Here is a 17,964-nt window from a genome sequence, read left to right as displayed (position 1 = left end):
CAGGGATGCCGCCGGTGCACTCGGCCCCTTTTCGTTTCAGTCGGCGTGGCAGGCTTCGGTGCCCGAGGCAGGGACGTCGAGCGTGGGGTTGGTGTCGAAGAAGCCCACGGGCTTGAGGATGAAGCCGCAGGTGTCGACCGGCATGACCGGCCAGTCCTCGGGGCGGGGGAAGTGGGTGGCGCCGAAGGCGTGCCAGACGACCAGATCCTGTTCCTCCAGAGGACGGTCGCCGGCGATGAAGGCGGGAAGCCCCTGGCCGGGCGGGCTCTGGTTGACGAACTCCCCCGCCGGGAAGCGCTCGTCAGGGTCGTACTGGGTGACCCACAGATGGTGCCCGGCGAAGGCGGCGCGGCCGCGGATGGATGCGCCTTCGGCCGCCAGCAGCGGCGGGCGGGCGTCCGGCAGCAGGACGTAGCCGACCGGCCGTCCCAGGCGGTTCAGCGAGCCGGGGTTGGTGATGTGCCAGGCCCGTCCGCTCACCGGGTCGGCGTCGCGGACGGCCTCGGACTCGGTGCGCAGCGGCGTGACCTTGTAGGTGAAGGCGTTGCCGTAGCGGTTGCCCGGCCCGATGGGGACCCGCTCGACCTCGTGCTCGGCGATCGAGTTGGCCGTCCCGTCGACCGTCATGTCCAGCCTGGCGCAGTACAGGTGCTGGTGGAAGGCCGCGGCCAGCCCGGGGGCGACATGGGCGGCGTGGCGGCCGCCCTCCACGTGCGCGGAGGTGAACAGGATGCCGGTGGCCTTGACCTCCAGCTGGATGGCGCCGTCGAGGTACAGGTACCAGTAGAAGCCGTAGTCGTAGTTGCCGACGGTGAGGAAGAAGGAGATCACCAGGCGCCGCTGGCGGCGCACCTCCTCCGAGCCGGTGAAGATGTCGGTGTGCTTCCAGAGGATGCCGTGATCCTCCTCGTGCAGGCAGATGGCGTTCTCGATCACCTTCGGCCGGCCGTCCCCGTCGGCCAGGACGGCGTCGAAGTAGTGGATCTCGCCGAGGCAGTCGCAGCCGAGGCTGAGGGAGTTGGTGGACTGGCCGAGCAGGTACTCGCCGGCGTCGAAGTAGTTCTGCCAGAAGCGCGTCGGGCTGGGATCGCCGTACGCCACGACCATCTCCGCGATCGAGGCCCGGTAGACGAGCGGCCGGCCGGCGAACGAGAGCTGGTGCAGCGTCAGGCCCTCGCGGGCGTCGAAGCCGATCCGGAAACGCCAGTTCTCCCACTCCACGACGTCGTCGGTGACGGTGAACGACGCGCCCTCCGGCTGGGTGATCTCGATGGGCTTCTGCGTGTCGCGCAGGCTCGCCGGACGGTCGAAGTTGCCTTCCTCCGCGGGGATGGGCAGGTCCTCGTGGTCGTGGAACTCGGTCACCTTGCGGGCGATGACGTCCACGTAGGCCACGACACCGTCGATCGGGTGGGCCCAGCAATGGTCGTCGGGACGGTTCTGGAGGAACATGAGCGCGCGCAGCATCCGGCGTCCGCTCTCGCCCTCGATCCCGTAGTCACCGGCCGACAGCGGCGCCACCCTGACCAGGTCGAGGTCGGTGACACCGCGCCGGCCCATGGCCTCGGTGAACCGGGGATCGGCCTTGACGATCTCCTCGACGGCCGGGAACTCCTCCATGAGCACCGGGGGCCGTCCGCCGGTCACCGCATCGACCCGGTCGATGGCCCCGCGCGTCAACGACGCGATCACGGTCCGGGCGTCGCCGGTCGCCAGGTCGAGCAGGACGGCCCGCACCCGCCGGTCGATCGGATCGCTCTCCTTGCGGGCCAGCACCTCGGCCTTCGGCGGCTCCTCCAGTCCCAGGTAAGGGAAGCGTGTCGTCTCGGTGACCAGTCCCTCCGCCTCCAGCAGGGCGCGCGCGGCGATGATCTCGTCGGCGGTGAGACGGGCGAGCGGGCTTGCCATGATGCCTCCGTTTCGGAACGTGGACGCGCGGGGCGGCGGCGGGTCAGCCCCGGAGAGGAGTCCATGAGCCGTGCGCACCCGAGCGCAGCAGCGAGGACAGGCCCGCGTCGTGGAAGGCGCGCTCGATGTCGGCGCGCGAGCTGCTGAAGTGCTCCCAGCCGTCGTGATGGGCGGCGATCACCACCGGCTCCCCCAGGATCACGGCGGCGGCGCAGACCCCGGAGCCGTCCAGTGTCAGGGGCCGGCCCTCGAAGAGCATCGGGACGCGCGCCGACCCGCCGAACAGGACCGCCGCGTCGATGGCCGGCACCCGCCCGGCGATCTCGGCCACCGTGCCCAGGGACGCGTTGTCGCCGCTGACGTATACCGTGGGCAGGCCGTCCCCCGACAGGACGAAGCCGGTCACCTCGCAGAGGACGTTGCCGTCGGCGTCGCGGGGCGCGTCCACGGGCCCGTGGACGGCGGGCACGGCCAGCACGTCGAGGTCACCGCCGCCGTCCGGACGCGGCACCCGATGGACGGTCCAGACCGGCAGGCCGACCGCCGGGGGGCCCAGCCGGGCGGCCGTCAGCGGCCCGGTGAGGATCAGGGGCGACGCCAGGGCGAACTCCCTCCCCCGGTCGTCGAGGTTGTCGGGGTGCTCGTCGTGGCTGATGAGCACGAGATCGACCGCGCCGAGCTTGTCCTCGGCGACGGCCGGGCCCGCCGTCTTGGCGACCGGCCCGTGCCGGCCCGGCTCGTCGAAGGTCGGGTCGACGACGATGCGGAGACCGCCGAGGTCGAGAACCGTGGTCGGGCCGCCGAGGACCATCGCCGCGCAATCCTGCCGTTCCAGCATGTCGTCGTCACCGATTCCTTTGGGAGTCATGGCCGCTCATCACGGTTCATGCCCAGAAGGAATGGATGCAAGGCATGGGGACCGCATGCGGTCCTGAGCGACCAAAACCCTCAGTCCGGCGCGGACCTTACGCTAAGGAGCACGTCGGGCGGCGCGGGTTTACCCGGTGGTCCGTGGTCGGCGGCGACGATGCGGTCGTGGTCGCTCACGGACAGGCACCGGGACGGAACTCCATGCGGGTTCTCACAACCAGGCGGAAATAGCACGAATTAAGGTGCAATCCGCAATTTTCCCCTTTTCGACTTCCGAAGTCGCACTCCAGGATCATCGGGTGCCGGGCGACGTCAATGTGCGGCCACCGCGGCTTCATTCCCGGCCCGGCCGCCTGAACCGCGTCACTCACGCCCTCAGGGGGAGGCGTCGTCCGGGGGCGGGGAGACCGAGTTGGCGTTGCTGAGGAGGAGGCGCGGGCCGCCGGGCCCGGAGGCGGGGACCGTCCAGGTCTGGTTGGTCCCGTCGCTGAGCTGGAGGGCGTAGGCGATCGTGCGCTCGTCCAGCCAGACCGGCTGGTCGTCGACGCTCCGGCTCTCGGCGAGCCGGGTGGTCCTGAGTGTGGCGAGGTCGAGCGTGGACAGGCGCCAGCCTCGCTTCGGGTCGCCGCCGACGGCCGCCTTGTAGGCCAGGCGGGTGCCGTCCGGTGACAGGGACGGGCATTCGACGTTGCCCGCGAGCGTCCGGATCGTCCGGGCCGCGAGGTCGCCTTGGACGAGGTAGCGGTGCCCGCCGGTCGACAGCGTCGCGTAGAAGCGGTTGTCGTCGGCGGTGAAGGTGACGCCCCAGAAGTTGACGTCCTTGTTGCGGTACGGGACGCCGTCCTTGGTGATCGTGAAGTCCTCCAGGGTCTTGACGAGGTGGCCGGAGCGGGTGTCGAGGATGCCCGCCTGGGTGGAGAACCCGGTGGTCGCGTACGAGTGGCCGTCGATGAAGAGCGTCCAGGCGACCATCCGTCCGCTGGCCGACACCCGCAGGCGGTTGGGGAACCCGGTGAGCGGGATCCGCCGCCGTTCACGCAGGCGGGCGTCCATGACGACCAGCGCGCCGGAGCTCAGCGCACCGACCGGCCGCAGGCAGGCGACCGTCCCGGCGGCCGCGTAGGCCCGGTCGCACTCGACCGGCGTCACCTTGCGCGGGCCTGCGGGGAGCGTGTACGAGAGGCGGCCGTTGGTGAGGAGCTGGAGGTGCCGTCCGGCGGCCCCGTCGTTGGCGGGAGCGGGTCGGGCGCCGTGGAAGACCGTGTAGAGGACGGCCGCCACGACCAGGACCACGGCCGAGGCCGTCAGGGCGATGACGCGGGAGCGCAGGTTCATGGTGTCGCCTTTGCGGAGGGACGGAGCAGGACGGCGGTTCCGGCGAGGGCGATGACGCTGATCACCGCGGCGGTGAGGAGGGCGGGACGGATCCCCCACAGCTGCCATGCCACGCCGAAGAGCACCGAGGAGACGAGGTAGGCGGTGGCCTGCCCGCTCTGGACCAGCGCGATGCCGGTCGTCCGCAGCCCGGGCGGCAGCAGCGGCGCGGCGAGCGCGATCTGCCCTCCGTCGGTCGCGGCGTAGAACGTCCCGTGCAGGACGACGACGGCGCCGACGAGCCAGAGCCCGCCGGGTGCCCCGGCGAGCAGCAGGTAGGTGGCGGTGAGGGTCAGGTAGCCGCCGAGCACCACGGGCATCCGCCCGATCCGGTCGGCGAGCATGCCCGCGGGCGTGGCGAGGAGCAGGTAGACGCCGCTCGTGGCGACCGCGAGCAGCGGGAACCAGCCGAGCGCGAGATCCGCGCGCTTCTGCAGCAGCAGGTAGGTGAAGCCGTCGCCGATCGTGGCCAGCCCGAGCAGGCAGGACGCGGGGACCAGCCGCTTCGCGCCGGGCCCGCCCAGCAGGGCCCGCCATCGCAGTGCCTCGCGGGGCGGCTTCGGGCCGGGGGTGTCGCGGACGAAGAGCGCGAGGACCATCACGCCGAGGAGGGCGACGCAGAAGCTCGTCATGATGACCGAGTCATAGGAGCCTGGCGCCGCGGCGAGGACGGCCAGCGCGACGAGCGGGCCCGCGAAGGCCCCGGCGGCGTCCATCGTCCGGTGGACGCCGAAGGCCCGGCCGAGGTGTTCGGGCGGGGTGCACAGCGTGATGAGCGCGTCCCGCGGTGCGGTGCGCAGGCCCTTGCCCGCGCGGTCAGCGGTGATGGCGAGGCCGATCCCGACGCCGGAGCCCGCCGCCGCGAGCAGGCCGAGCTTGGCGACGGCGGACATGCCGTAGCCGAGGAACGCCACGGGCTTGCGCCGGTCGGAGAGGTCGGCCACGTAGCCGCCGACCAGCCGGAGCAGCACCGTGGCCCCGGTGTAGACGCCGTCGACGGCGCCATAGGCGGCGGGGCTGAACTGCAGGCCCACCACGAGGTAGAGCGGCAGGATCGCGGTGACCATCTCGGCGGAGACGTCGGTGATCAGGCTGACGGCGCCCAGGGCGACGACGTTGGCCGCGACGGGGCCCGCGCGGCCCCCGGCCGCCGGGCGCGAAAGGGTGGACAGGTACACACCGGCTCCTCGGGAGGGCCCGGCACGTCGCCGTGCCGGGCCCGGACGATCAGTGACAGCTGGTGGTGCCGCTGTCGGCGTAGGTCTTGCCGGCCTCGGGGACGAACTGCCAGTCGTAGCTGCCGGAGTGCAGCGTCAGCTTGAGGACGCCGTAGGTGTCGCTGTTGCGGGCCTGGCTGTTGGGCTGGATGGTGCCGAAGGCGTAGTGGCTCGCCCCGCCCATCCCGGCGACGAACTCCCGGATGCCGCGCGCGGGGTCGGAGGCGCCACTCGGGTTCATCGGCGCGAACCGCTCGTACTGGTGGTTGTGGCCGGTGACGATGACGTCGGCGTTGTTGTCGTAGAGCGCCTGGACGAGCGGGCCCACCGCGGTGCTGGGGGCGTGGTTGGCGCCGGACGTCCACCGGGGGTGGTGCCAGTAGGCGATGGTGCAGGGCCTGGCATTGGCGGCGAGGTCGGCCCGCAGCCACTGCTCCTGGGCGCCGCCCGCGCCGCAGCCGCCGCTGATCGACCCGCAGTTGGAATTGAGCGCGACCACGTGCCAATTCGAGCCGATGTCGTAGGAGTAGTAGCCCTTGGACGGGTCACCGGCGGCGGCGCCGAAGTAGCCGTAGTAGCCCGTCGCGCCGCTGGTGTTGTAGTCGTGGTTGCCGGGCGACGGGCGGGTGCGCGCCTTGTGCCGTCCCCAGGTCGGGTTGTAGTAGGTGGTGAATTCGCTCGCCGTGCCGTTGTCGTAGACGTTGTCGCCGGCGGTGAAGACCGTCCCGGGAATGTTGTCGAGCAGCGCCGCGGTGGCGGTGTCCCCGGAGCCGGAGTTGCTGATGTCGCCGGCGCCGACCAGCACCGGGTCGCCGCCCGGCGGGGGCGTGGTCGCGGTGGTGACGACGAGCTGCGGCGCGAGCGCCCCGGCCTCACGGGAGTCGTAGTCCGCGCCGTCGCCGCTGGAGGAGGTGACGCCGATGCTGTACGTCCCGTTGCCGGTGACCAGCGACGTCACGTCGACCTCGTACCAGGTGTTGCGCGCCACCGAGCCGAGCGAGCCGAGCGTGGCGCCGTTGATGGCGGGCTGGTCGTCGTAGGTCACCCCGGTCTCGGACCACGCGGTGTCGGTCATGGCCTTGAAGGTGCCGCCGTTGTTGCTGACGGCTCCGGCGGAGTCGTCGGTGTGCACGCGCAGCTTCACGCTGCCGACCGTCCCGGTGACGCCGCTGACGGTGAACTTGAGGAAGGTCCTCTTGACCGGCGAGTTGTCGATCCCGAGGGTTCCGGCCGTGCCGAAGTTGCTGCCGGCGGCGTCGCCGGCGACGTGCGTGTCGGCCACGGGGGTGAAGGTCTGCACGGCCGCCGACGCGGCGCCGCCGGACAGCGTGAGCGCCACCAGGGCGGACGCGCCGAGGACGCCCGTCAAGGCGGCCGCGAGCACGCTTCTGGTTGGGGACATGTCCACTCCTCTGCGGGGGATCGGGCAGTCCGGAGAGTAATTTCACCAGTGCACGTTTCGGCGGTTTCTGAGCGAGCGGACGTCGTCCACCGGGTGAATGACCTCGTTTATCAATGGCTCGTAAGAAACGACAGTCATGAAGGGGATGCCGGCGCCACCCGAGACGGTGATCCAAAATTTCAAGGCACGTTTTTCCGCGTGAATTCCGACCGCCAGGCCGGACCAATGGCGCGGGTCAGAATCCCGGCGGACGCCGGAACCCGCCGATCACCTCGGCGAGGCACTGGACGAACCGGACCGCTGTGCGGTCGTGCAGGTAGGGCGCTATCACCTGGATGCCGACCGGAAGCCCGTCCCGGGTCGTCCCGGCAGGCGCCACCGCCGCGGGCAGGTAGTTGACCGACGCCGGCGCCACCCACGTGAGCATCTCGCCATACGCCCGGTCGGTGCCGTTGACCTTGAGGGTCCGGACGGACCAGCCGGGATCGGGCCGCTGGTCGTGGGGGAAGGCGGCCGTGGGGCTCACCGGGCACAGGAGCACATCGACGTCCCGGAAGAACCCGGCCCAGCGGCGGCGGGAGTGTTGCCGCCGTTCATCGAGCGCGTGCCAGTCACGGAAGCCGACCGTCATGTCCGATGCGAACCCGCCCTCGGCACCCTCCGCCGCGGCGAGCCCCAGAAGCGCGGCGTACGACTCCTCCGGTTCGATCAGCCCGCTCTGCGCCATCAGCAACGGCAGATAGAGGGCCATCGTCTCTTCGAGCCCGACCGGCCCGGCGCGCTCGGCCACGGCGGCGCCCTCGGCGCGCACCGCCTCCAGCACGGCCTGCATGATCGCGGCCGGCTCGCCGTCGACGGGGCAGAACGGGTCGTCCAGCCAGGCCGCGACCCGGAACCCCCGCAGGGTGTCCGCCCTCGGCGCGGGCAGTTCCAGCCGCCATGCCGGGGCGTGGTCCCGGTCCGCCCCCGCGAGGACGTCCAGCCCCAGGTCGAGGTCGTCGGCGTGCCTGCCGAGCGGGCCGAGTACCGCCATGTCGAACTCCGCGAGCGAGCCGGGAGCATGGCCCGAGACGCTCCCGTGCCTCGGCACGATCCCGTACGACGGGCGCAGCCCATAGACGCCGCAGAAGTGGGCGGGCACCCGGATCGAGCCCGCCGTGTCGCCGCCGAGTTCCAGACCGGTCAGCCCCGCGGCGAGTGCCGCCGCGGACCCGCCGGACGAGCCGCCGGGTCCGCGCGCCGGGTCCCACGGATTGTTCGTGGTCCCGTAGATCTCGTTGTAGGTCTGCCAGTCCCGGGCGTCGGCCGGCAGGTTGGACTTGCCGAACACGACGGCCCCCGCGTCCTTCAGCCGCGCCACCGCCTCGGCATCGGCGGTCGAGACGTGATGTCCCCAGCGGGCCGATCCTCCGGTCGTCCGCATGCCCGCGACCTCGATGCTGTCCTTGATCGTCACGGGGACGCCGTGCAGGCGGCCGAGCGGCCCGCCCTGCGAGACCGCCCGGTCGGCCGCCAGCGCCGCCGCCCTCGCCCCCTCCTCGTCCCGGGCGACGATGGCGTTCACCTGCGGATCGAGCCGCTCCACCCGGGCGAGGTAGTGGTCGAGCAGCTCGACGCTCGACACCTCCTTCGCCGCGACGGCGGCAGCGAGTTCGCCCGCGGAGCGGAACGTCAGATCGGTCATGCGAACCTCCTGGAGAGCCTGGGCCGGTGCTGGGCGCGGGTCGTGGTGACGGTCACGGACGGGAGGGCCGAAGCTCAGCCGAGCAGGATGCGCAGCCGGTACGCCTCGTGCGGAGTCTGGATATCCGTCGCCACCAGCTCACCCCGGGCGTTGCGATAGGCGCCCGTGCCACCGGTGATGGCCATGGTCAGAGGATCGGCCCCCCGCACCCACAGGGACTGGACGGTCAGCGCGCCCCGCGGAAGCCGGAGCGAGATCACGCAGTTGGTGGTGATCTTCTCGCCCTCGACGCACGTTCAGGTCGAGGACGCGGCTCCCGCCCCTGTCGCCGTCGGCCTGAGCGGACGTCATCCAGGCGGCCATGGTCCCCCCGAGCACCATGGCCGACGCCACGACGGCACCTCTTGCGATGAACGCTCTCATGTCCTTCTCCTTCGTTGGGCGTCGCACGCCTCGGCGCGCAACCACCAGGTCACCGGCCCGGCCTCTGCACGTCTCCGGCACCGTGAACCGCGAACGCCGGACGAACCAGCCCCCTTTTCCGGCGGGCGGAACGAACCGGCGGGTGTCCCGCCCCTCGGAACGACCGTGTTGCGTCGAAGCGCGTCGAGCCCGGGTAATCCGGTTGACGGTGGGAGGTGCCCGGCGATCTCCTCGTCGCGTGGTCAAGATGCATGCGGACGAGGTGGACATCGACGCGGATCTCGTCAGGCGGCTGGTCGGCGGACGGTTCCCGCAATGGGCGGACCTGCCCGTCGAGCGGCTGGCCTCCGGCGGAACCGTCAATGCGATCTACCGCCTCGGTGACGCGCTGACGGTACGGCTTCCCCTCACCGCCGGAGGGGTCAAGGCGCTGAACCGGGAGAACCGCTGGCTACCGCACCTCGCGGCCGCTCTGCCCGTCACGATCCCGACCGTGGTCGGGGTCGGCGAAGCCGCGGAAGGGTATCCCTTCGCCTGGTCGGTACACCGGTGGATCAGTGGTGAGAACCCGATCGAGGGGCGGCTGACCGAGGCCGGACCATTGGCTCGCGACCTCGCAGTATTCGTCAAGGCATTGCGGGGTATCGACGCGAACGGCGGCCCGTCCAGTTATCGCGGTGTGCCGTTGTCGGATGTCGATGCGGAGACGCGCACCGCGATCGGGGAATTGCGGCACATGGATGAGCCTTTCCACGCCGATGCCGCCTTGGCGGCGTGGGAGGAGGCGCTCACCGCCGCGCCTTGGACCTCAAGCCCCTGCTGGGTGCACGGCGACCTCATGCCCAGCAACCTCCTCGTTGCCGGAGGCAGGCTCGTCGCCGTACTGGATTTCGCCGCCGCCGGAACCGGCGATCCCGCCTGTGACCTGATCCCCGCGTGGAACCTCCTCCCGCCCACGGCTCGGCGCGTATTCCGGGATGTGCTGGAAGTCGATGACGAGACCTGGATGCGCGGACGTGGGTGGGCGCTGTCCATGGCCCTCGTCCAACTCCCGTATTACCGCGACACCAACCCGGTCGTCTCCGCCAACGCCCGCCACGTTCTCCGCGAGATCCTCGGTTCCCAGGGCGCGCCACCGTCCCCGGGCGCCAAGAGGTAGGCGGCCACCAGCACCCGGTGCGCGCCGTCCGTCCAGCAGCCGTGCCACCGCCCGCACGTCGGCCAGCCCGCGAGATCGCGTGGGCCGCGCGCCACCGCAAGCAGCGTCGGGACGCGGTGGCCCTTTCACCCGGCCCGGCGGTCATCCTCCGGCGTCCGCTCCGGCCACCGTGACCACCCGCGGGTCACAGGCCAGCCGGTAACCGCGTTTGACCACGGTCTCGACGATTCCCGGGCGCCCTAGGCCGCGCCGCAGGCGGGCGACCGCCATCTCCACGGCGTGCTCGTCGGCTTGCGGCCGGCCGTCCCGTGGCCAGGGGCGGCCGCCGACGTTGAGCCGGCTCGGGAGCACGTCGCACAGCTCGGCCCGCGACACCACGTGCCCGGGACGCCGCGTGAGGGCCCGCAGGATCGCCATGGGCGCGGGGGCGATCGGACGCAGCAGCCCGTCCATCACGACGGCGTGCCCGCGCAGTTCCAGCGAGACCCCGCGCACCTCCAGCAGCTGTGACCGGCGCCGGGGAAGGTCCGACACGAGCGTCCGCACCAGCGAGCCGAGCCTGGCCCGCTCCGGCTCCATCGTCGGCACGCCCCGTCTGACCAGCGGCTCCACCGTCACCTGGCCCACGCAGGCCGCGATGACCCGCGTGCGCAGGGCCTCCAGGAGCGGCTCTTCGAGCCCGTCCTGCGCGGCCACCGCGAGCGTCGCGACCACCGCGGGCGCGGAGGTGAACGTGATCGCGTCGACCGTCCCGGCCACCGCCTGCCCGACCAGCCTGCGCAGCGGTGTGGAGTCCCCGGCGCGCGACCATCGGTACACCGGGATCTCGATCACCTCGGCCCCGGCCGCGCGCAGTGCCTCACGGAACTCCGGGACTTCCTCGCCGTACAGCTGGAGCGCCACGCGCCTGCCTCGCAGGTCCTGCTCCAGCAGGTGCTTCAGCACCTTCGCGCAGCTCTCCGACTCCGGCGACCAGCGCTCCTTCAGGCCAACCTGACGGATCGCGCCGCGCGCCTCGGGGCCGCGGGCCAGGATGCCCGCGCGGCCGAGCGCGTCGATCAGCCCGTCGTGCATCCCCCGGCCGTCGGCGGTCTCCAGCCAGGCCCGGAACCCGATGCCGGTGGTGATGACCACATGGTCGGGCGGGCGGCCGACGCATTCGGCGGTGGCCCGGACCAGAGCGGCGTCGTCCGCGAGCGGGACCAGCCGGATCGCGGGAGCGCTGACGACCCGGGCCCCGCGGCGTTCCAGCAGCGCGGCCAGTTCCTCGTGGCGGCGGGCGGCCGTCACGCCGACGGCGAATCCGGCGAGGGGCTCACTCTCGGTCTTCATACGGAAGCGCCACCTCCACGCGGTCTCCGTCCGGGACCCGCCGGATCACGAAGGTGGGCAGCGCCGGCTCGCCCAGGCAGCATCCGGTGCGCGAGTCGCAGACCCGCTTGAACATGGGCGAGGCGACGGCGGGAACGGTGCCGCGGGTACCGAGGATCCCTCGCGATATCACGTACGCGTCGCTGAACAGGCCGAGGTCGGGCGTGGCGAACAGCTCGCCCTCGAAGGTCCGGAAGAGGGACCACCTGCACGCAGTCCGCCATCGCGGACCTCGCGGGCGCGTCTCCTTCGTCGTCCATGAGCCGATCCTCATCGGAAGCCGTTTCGCGGTTGCGTCCGCTTTGTCACCGGCGTGTTAAAACACGCTCACGCCGACCTGGAACCGTGGTCATCTACAAGCGCCGCACGAAACAATTCCTGATCCTTTTCTGGATGCGGGCCCGCGCCTCTGTTCCCGGGTACGGTTCCGCGCCCGGCTCGCCGCCCTCCGGCTCGTCCGGTGGGCCCATGGACTCAGGGCGCGGGGACCGATTCCTGCTCGGTCAGCCACGAGACGATTCCCTCGACGGCGTCCCGGCGGCCGCCGCAGCCCGTCCGGCGCAGGTCCGCGCGCACACCTCGTCGGCCGTCCAGGCATCGTCCTCCCGTACTGGGAGCACTCCCCGATCGCGGCTGGATGGCCGACCGGCTCGGCGGGGCCAAGGTCACCTTTTGGAACTTCGTGGCGATGGGGCTGCGGCCCCACGCCAACGGCTCGCTGTCACCGACGGCGGCGGACCGTGACCGCCGAGGACGATGCCCGGCGTATGACCGGTGCGCTCCTCGGCATCGCGGGCGCGTTCGGCGGGGTACTGGTCAGCATCGCCTTCTACCACTGTGTTTCGTGTTGACCTGGCTCGTTTACCTCCGTGCCCACCTCGAGAAGCTGGCGGGAGTCTGAGGCGGGCGGATGTCATTCGCCCTTTGTCAATCCCGTCCCGCCTCGACGATCTTCTTCGCGAGCCTTTCGGGATCGGTGAAGAGCACCTCGTGACCGCCGGGCATCTGAACAAGGCGGTAGAGGCCGAGGCGCCCCGACATGCGCGGATGCCAGCCCCATTCGCCGGGTGGGAGCGCGATGTCCTCGGTGGCGTTCAGATAGCTCTTCGCAATTTCCAGCTGGTAGAACTTCGACAGGTCCAGCTTCTCCAGAAACGGTCGGTACGGCTCCGGGGAGAGCTGTTCATAGGCGGATTTCGCGAGTTCGAGGTCGGCGTCCTGAATGAACGTCTCCCGCCAGATCGGGAACGGCAGCGTCACCGTGTCGTCGTCCGACTCGGCGGCGAGGCGGGCGAACAGTTCCCGATAGTGCGGGGGGATGTCGTCGTTGACGCTGCCGCCCTGCCGGAGTACGAACGCGTTCCAGAAGACCAGGCGCCGAAGCAGCTCGGGGATCTCTTCGGCGACCCGGGCGATCACCGTCCCGCCGAAGCTGTGCCCCACCAGCACCACGTCGGAGAGATCCTTGTCGACGATGTACCGCACGACCGACTGCACACAGTCGTCGTGTCCGACCGCCTTGTCGACGTCCTTGCCGTGCCCAGCGAGCGTGGGCGCATAAGCGGTATGGCCGAGCTCCTCCAAACGGCCGGCGACCTGCGTCCAAGCCGAGCCATCGTGCCATGAGCCATGCACAAGTACGAAAGTCGTCACCTTTGCCACCATCCGAACGGTAGTCAGCTCAGGTCTGAGACGCACGAAGTCCCCGGTTATGTACGCGGATGAAATCACTGATGGGGGCGGTCGCCAAAAGGTCATACCGTGAAGAATTCGTGTGTCCGCGGGCTTGACCGGCGCTCATGGCGGTGATCGCGGATCGGGCCCGCGGTCGACCGTGGTGAACGGTCTGATGGGCTTTGGCTGTGGGAGGATCTGCCCGTGTCCGAAACCGCGTCCGAGGCCGTGGAGGTCGGCGCTCCCAAGGTGCGTCCGCAGTCGCTGACGCTGACGTTCCTGGGCAACTACGTGCTCGGACGCGAGGTCGCGGTGTTCTCCGGGAGCTTCATCGAGGTGCTGGGGCGGCTCGGGGTCGGCGAGCACGCCGTCCGCTCCACGCTGGCCCGGATGGTGGCGCGTGACCTGCTGGCCCGCTACCGGGACGGCCGCCGCATGTTCTTCGGGCTCACCGAGCGGTCCCGCCGGATCCTGGCCGACGGGGAAGAGCGGGTCTGGCGGCGCAGCGTGGTCAATGACGACTGGGACGGCCACTGGACCGTCCTGGCGTTCTCGCTGCCGGAATCGTGGCAGAGCCGTCGGCACGAACTGCGCTCGCGGCTCACCTGGGCCGGGTTCGGCCCCGTCGGCAACGGCCTGTGGATTTCGCCCGCCCGGGTGGACGTCACGGAGGTGACCGCCGACCTCGGCCTGGACGCGCACGTCAGGGTCTTCGACGGGCCCGCCGTCGCGCCCACCGACGAGGCGGGCATGATCCGGGACGCGTTCGACCTGGACGCGATCGCCGCCGGCTACCGGGCCTGGCTGGACCGCTGGGACCGGCCCGCGCCCGCGCCCGAGGCCGCCGACGACCTGATCCGCTATCTGCTCCTGGCCACCGAGTGGCTCGACCTGGTCCGGGTGGACCCGCGCATCCCGTTGTGCCACCTGCCGGCCGAGTGGCCCGCGATCCGCGCGCAGGAGCTGCTCTCCGCGCTGCGCGACCGGTACCAGGCCGCGGCACGGGATATCGCCGACCGCACGATCACGCTGATCGAGGTCCCCTGAGCCGCCTGCCGCAGCGCGGGATGCAGGCCGTCCCCCACGGCTCGTGCGCCGGTGACGCCACCGCCTATATTCGGCACCTTCTTGACTGTTGCTAGATTTTTGCCGAGTATTACGTCCTGGCCATCGGAGGTCCGTTTGACGACGACACTGGTTGACGAGCACGGCGAGACGGCGGTCCTGAGGATCTGCCGGGCGGCCAAGCGCAACGCCCTCGACGACGCGACGCTGCTGGCGGTGGAGGGGTTCTTCGCCGCGCCACCGCCGCACGCCCGCGCGATCGTGCTGGCCGCGGACGGCGGGCACTTCTCGGCGGGGCTGGATCTGGCCGAGCTGACCGGGCGTTCGACCGAGGAGGCGCTGGAGCACTCACTCATGTGGCACCGGGTCCTGGACCGGATCGAGCAGAGCCCGGTCCCCGTGCTGGCCGTGCTGAAGGGCGCGGTCGTCGGCGGTGGCCTGGAACTGGCGGCGGCCGCGCATCTCCGGGTGGCCGAGCCGACGGCGTTCTACGCGCTGCCCGAGGGGCAGCGCGGGCTGTTCGTGGGAGGCGGCGGCTCGGTGCGTCTGCCCCGGCTGATCGGCGCGCACAGGGTGGCCGACATGATGCTGACCGGCCGGGTCCACGACGCCGAACAGGGCCAGGCGATCGGGCTGTCGCACTACCTCGTGGGCGAGGGCGAAGGGTTGTCCAAGGCGCTGGAGCTCGCCGGACGCGTCGCGTCCAACGCGCCCTTGACCAACTTCGCGGTGCTGCGGGCGCTGCCGGGCATCGCCGAGGCGGCACCCGCGACCGGCTATCTGCTGGAGTCCCTGATGGCCGCGGTCGCGGCGAGCAGCGACGACGCCAAAGCGCGGACGCGGGCCTTCCTGGAACACCGAGCGGCGAAGGTGGCACGATGACCGGGCCGGCGGCACCTCCAGGGGACGGGCCGCAGGCCGACGCGCCCGGGCAAGCCGAGACCCTCAGTGTCCCCGACCCGCGGACGCTGGCGGGCAGCCGGCTCGGGGGGTATCTGCGCTGGCTGGAGACAGAGCGGGGGGCGTCCTTCGGCGACTACGACGAGCTGTGGCGATGGTCGGTCGGTGATCTGACCGGTTTCTGGTCCTCCATCTGGTCGTACTTCGGGGTCCGCGCGCACACGCCGCCCCGCGCCGTCCTGGGCCGTCATGCCATGCCGGGGGCCACCTGGTTCCCCGGCTCGACCCTCAACTACGCCGAGCACGCCGTCGGCTCGCCTGAGGACCGGGACCGCCCGGCGGTGATCGCCCGCTCACAGAGCCGTCCGCCGGCGGAGCTGACCTTCGGTGAGCTGCGCGACCAGGTCGCGCGGGTCCGGGCGGCGCTCCGGCGGCTGGGCGTACGCGAGGGCGACCGGGTCGCGGCGTATCTGCCCAATATCCCCGAGACGCTGGTGGCGTTCCTGGCCACCGCGAGCCTGGGCGCGATCTGGGCGAGCTGCGCCCCGGAGTTCGGGCCGCGTGCCGTGATCGACCGGTTCGCCCAGCTCGAACCCGCCGTCCTCCTCACCGTCACCGGGTACCGCTACGGCGACCGGGACATCGACCGGCGCGCGCAGGTCTCGGTGATCCGGTCCGCGCTGCCGACGCTGCGGCACACCGTCCACGTCCCCTACCACGACGCCGACGACGGCCTGCCCGGCGCGCCCTCCTGGCACGATCTGCTCGCCGGGCCCGCGGAACCGGGATTCGAGCCGGTGCCTTTCGACCACCCGCTGTTCGTGCTGTTCTCGTCCGGGACCACCGGACGGCCCAAGGCGATCGTGCACGGCCACGGCGGCATCCTCGTCGAGCACCTCAAGAACCACGCGCTGAGCTGGGACCTGCGCCCGGGCGACCGGATGCAGTGGTTCAGCACCACCGCCTGGATGCTGTGGAACGCCCAGGTGTCGGCCCTGCTGCTGGGCGCCTCGATCGTGATGCTCGACGGGAACCCCCAGTACCCCGACCTGGCCGAGCAGTGGCGGGTTGCCGCCGAGACCGGCGCCACGCTGATGGGGGTGAGCCCCGGCTACGTCATGGCGTGCCGCAGGCAGGGTCTTCGCCCGGCCCGCGAGTTCGACCTGACGGCGCTGCGGCAGCTGGGCGTCGCCGGCAGTCCGCTTCCTCCCGACGGGGCCCGCTGGGTGGCCCGGGAGTTCGGTGAGCGGGTCCTGCTCAACGTCGGCAGCGGCGGCACGGACGTGTGCACCGGGCTGCTTCAGGGCGGGCCGATGCAGCCGGTGCACGCCGGCGCCATCTCCGGCCCCTGCCTGGGCGTCGCCGCCCGCGCCTACGACCAGAAGGGCGAACCGGTCGTCGGGGAGCTCGGCGAGCTCGTCATCACCGAGCCCATGCCCTCCATGCCGGTGGGTTTCTGGGGTGATCAGGACGGCTCCCGCTACCGCGCGGCCTACTTCGACCAGTACCCGGGTGTGTGGCGGCACGGTGACTGGGTGCGCTTCGACCCCGCAGGCCACTGCGTCGTCGCGGGACGGTCGGACGCCACCTTGAACCGGGGCGGCGTGCGGCTGGGGACCGCCGAGTTCTACGCCGTCGCCGAGAACCTGCCCGGGATCGAGGACAGCCTGGTCGTCCACCTCGACGACCCCGACGGCGGCGGCGGCGAACTGCTGCTGTTCGTGGTCGCCCCGCGAGGGCTCGACGACGGCCTGCGCCGCGATCTCGCCCGCGGCCTGCGGGACGCGCTGTCCCCGCGCCACGTCCCCGACCTGATCATGGCGGTGCCCGCGATCCCCCGGACGCGGACCGGCAAGAAGCTGGAGGTCCCGGTGAAACGCATCCTGCTCGGAGCGCCTCCCGATCAGGTCGTCGATCCCGATTCCCTGGCCGATCCCGGCGCGCTGGCGGCCTTCACCGCCTACGCGCGCCGGCGCGGCGCGGGCCCCGCCGAGGACGCTCCATGAGGGTCGCGGTCGTCGGCACCGGCGCGATCGGGGCGAGCTGGACACTGCTGTTCCTGCGCCACGGCCACCGGGTCGTGGCCACCGACCCCGACCCGTCCGCCGAGCAGCGGCTGCGCGCCTGGATCGACGCCCACGACGACACCCCGGACGCGTCCGTGCGGCAACGGCTCGCCTTCGTCTCCGACCCCGCCGAGGCCGTGCGGGAGGCCGACTTCGTGCAGGAGAACGGGCCGGAGCGCATCGAGGCCAAAGCCGAGATCCTCGCGGCACTCGACGGCTCCGCCGGGCCGGACGCCATCCTGGCCAGCAGTTCCTCCGGCCTGATGCCGTCCCAGCTTCAAGAGCACTGTCCCCGCCACCCCGAACGCGTCCTGGTCGGGCACCCGTTCAACCCGCCGCATCTGATCCCGCTCGTCGAGGTCGTCCCCGGCCGGCGGACCGGCGAGGCGGCGGTCCGGTCGGCGCTGTCCTTCTACACCGCGCTCGGCCGGCGGCCCGTCCTCGTGCGCCAGGAGCGGCCGGGCCATATCGCCAACAGGTTGCAGGCGGCGCTGTGGCGCGAGGCGTACGCGCTCGTCGGCAGCGGCGCCGTGTCCGTGGCCGACATCGACGCCGCCATCGCCCACGGCCCCGGCCTGCGGTGGGCACTGCTCGGGCCGTTCCTCACCCAGCACCTGTCCGGCGGCCCCGGCGGGATCGCCCACATCCTCGACCACCTCGGCCCGCCGATGCAGACCTGGTGGGACGACCTCGGCGACGTGCGGCTGACGCCCGGCCTGGTGGACAGCGTCGTCACCGGGGTCCGGGACGCGCTGGCCGGGACGGACCAGGCCGCCCTCCTCGCCGACCGCGACGCGCTGCTCGGCCGGCTCATCGCCGCCAAGGCCACCACCACGACACTGTGAGGCCGC

15 protein-coding genes are annotated in these 17,964 nt (G+C 71.7%); 5 read left to right on the top strand and 10 right to left on the bottom strand.

The window, feature by feature from the left end; genetic code table 11:
* Positions 1–36: 36 nt before the first annotated feature.
* From AGRA3207_RS36195 to AGRA3207_RS36165, 7 genes are all read right to left on the bottom strand, one after another.
* Entirely contained in the window at positions 37–1,908 is a 1,872-nt protein-coding gene (locus AGRA3207_RS36195) for a primary-amine oxidase (protein ID WP_231331816.1), read from the bottom strand.
* 43 nt (positions 1,909–1,951) lie between these two features.
* The gene (locus AGRA3207_RS36190; RefSeq protein WP_231331815.1) at positions 1,952–2,776 is read right to left on the bottom strand and encodes an MBL fold metallo-hydrolase; all 825 of its coding nucleotides are present in this window, start codon (positions 2,774–2,776) and stop codon (positions 1,952–1,954) included.
* Positions 2,777–3,153: 377 nt separating this feature from the next.
* Entirely contained in the window at positions 3,154–4,113 is a 960-nt protein-coding gene (locus tag AGRA3207_RS36185; protein ID WP_231331814.1) for a TolB-like translocation protein, read from the bottom strand.
* Positions 4,110–5,330, bottom strand: a complete 1,221-nt coding sequence (locus AGRA3207_RS36180; protein WP_231331813.1) for an MFS transporter — start codon at positions 5,328–5,330, stop codon at positions 4,110–4,112. Before AGRA3207_RS36180 ends, AGRA3207_RS36185 begins: the two co-directional genes overlap by 4 nt.
* A 49-nt stretch (positions 5,331–5,379) precedes the next feature.
* The gene (locus tag AGRA3207_RS36175) at positions 5,380–6,771 is read right to left on the bottom strand and encodes a CBM96 family carbohydrate-binding protein (protein WP_231331812.1); all 1,392 of its coding nucleotides are present in this window, start codon (positions 6,769–6,771) and stop codon (positions 5,380–5,382) included.
* 235 nt (positions 6,772–7,006) lie between these two features.
* Positions 7,007–8,455 (bottom strand): amidase, encoded by a 1,449-nt coding sequence (locus tag AGRA3207_RS36170; RefSeq protein WP_231331811.1) that lies wholly within the window; start codon positions 8,453–8,455, stop codon positions 7,007–7,009.
* 74 nt (positions 8,456–8,529) lie between these two features.
* Positions 8,530–8,730 (bottom strand): allene oxide cyclase barrel-like domain-containing protein, encoded by a 201-nt coding sequence (locus AGRA3207_RS36165; RefSeq protein WP_420830927.1) that lies wholly within the window; start codon positions 8,728–8,730, stop codon positions 8,530–8,532.
* Positions 8,731–9,125: 395 nt separating this feature from the next.
* On the opposite strand from AGRA3207_RS36165, the gene AGRA3207_RS36160 reads away from it, so the two are divergent.
* On the top strand, positions 9,126–10,037 hold the full coding sequence (locus AGRA3207_RS36160) for an aminoglycoside phosphotransferase family protein (protein ID WP_231336501.1): 912 nt from the start codon (positions 9,126–9,128) through the stop codon (positions 10,035–10,037).
* A gap of 141 nt (positions 10,038–10,178) precedes the next feature.
* Here AGRA3207_RS36160 and AGRA3207_RS36155 read toward each other — a convergent pair whose 3' ends face one another.
* The 3 genes from AGRA3207_RS36155 to AGRA3207_RS36145 all read right to left on the bottom strand — a co-directional run bounded on the left by AGRA3207_RS36155 (position 10,179) and on the right by AGRA3207_RS36145 (position 13,070).
* Positions 10,179–11,369 carry a uroporphyrinogen-III synthase gene (locus AGRA3207_RS36155; RefSeq protein WP_231331809.1) on the bottom strand — a complete coding sequence of 397 codons (1,191 nt, stop codon included), beginning with the start codon at positions 11,367–11,369 and terminating at the stop codon, positions 10,179–10,181.
* Entirely contained in the window at positions 11,353–11,682 is a 330-nt protein-coding gene (locus AGRA3207_RS36150) for a nitrite reductase (NAD(P)H) small subunit (RefSeq protein WP_231331808.1), read from the bottom strand. The genes AGRA3207_RS36155 and AGRA3207_RS36150 overlap by 17 nt, the downstream gene beginning before the upstream one ends.
* Positions 11,683–12,335: 653 nt before the next feature.
* Entirely contained in the window at positions 12,336–13,070 is a 735-nt protein-coding gene (locus AGRA3207_RS36145; protein WP_231331807.1) for an alpha/beta fold hydrolase, read from the bottom strand.
* Positions 13,071–13,286: 216 nt separating this feature from the next.
* Here AGRA3207_RS36145 and AGRA3207_RS36140 point away from each other — a divergent pair, with 216 nt between their 5' ends.
* The 4 genes from AGRA3207_RS36140 (at position 13,287) to AGRA3207_RS36125 (ending at position 17,958) form a co-directional block, all read left to right on the top strand.
* Complete coding sequence (locus tag AGRA3207_RS36140; protein WP_231331806.1) at positions 13,287–14,129, top strand: PaaX family transcriptional regulator; 843 nt, start codon at positions 13,287–13,289, stop codon at positions 14,127–14,129.
* Between the two features lie 135 nt (positions 14,130–14,264).
* Positions 14,265–15,029, top strand: coding sequence for a crotonase/enoyl-CoA hydratase family protein (locus AGRA3207_RS36135; RefSeq protein ID WP_231331805.1), 765 nt, complete (start codon positions 14,265–14,267; stop codon positions 15,027–15,029).
* On the top strand, positions 15,026–17,053 hold the full coding sequence (locus tag AGRA3207_RS36130; RefSeq protein ID WP_231331804.1) for an acetoacetate--CoA ligase: 2,028 nt from the start codon (positions 15,026–15,028) through the stop codon (positions 17,051–17,053). Before AGRA3207_RS36135 ends, AGRA3207_RS36130 begins: the two co-directional genes overlap by 4 nt.
* A complete protein-coding gene (locus tag AGRA3207_RS36125; protein WP_231331803.1) occupies positions 17,050–17,958 on the top strand; it encodes a 3-hydroxyacyl-CoA dehydrogenase NAD-binding domain-containing protein in 909 nt (302 codons plus the stop codon). The genes AGRA3207_RS36130 and AGRA3207_RS36125 overlap by 4 nt, the downstream gene beginning before the upstream one ends.
* The last annotated feature ends 6 nt before the right edge of the window (positions 17,959–17,964 follow it).

The sequence above is a fragment of the Actinomadura graeca genome (assembly GCF_019175365.1).
Taxonomy (GTDB): Bacteria; Actinomycetota; Actinomycetes; order Streptosporangiales; family Streptosporangiaceae; genus Spirillospora; species Spirillospora graeca.
Note: the sequence above shows the minus strand (reverse complement) of the source record. Positions and strands in the feature narration are given on the sequence as shown.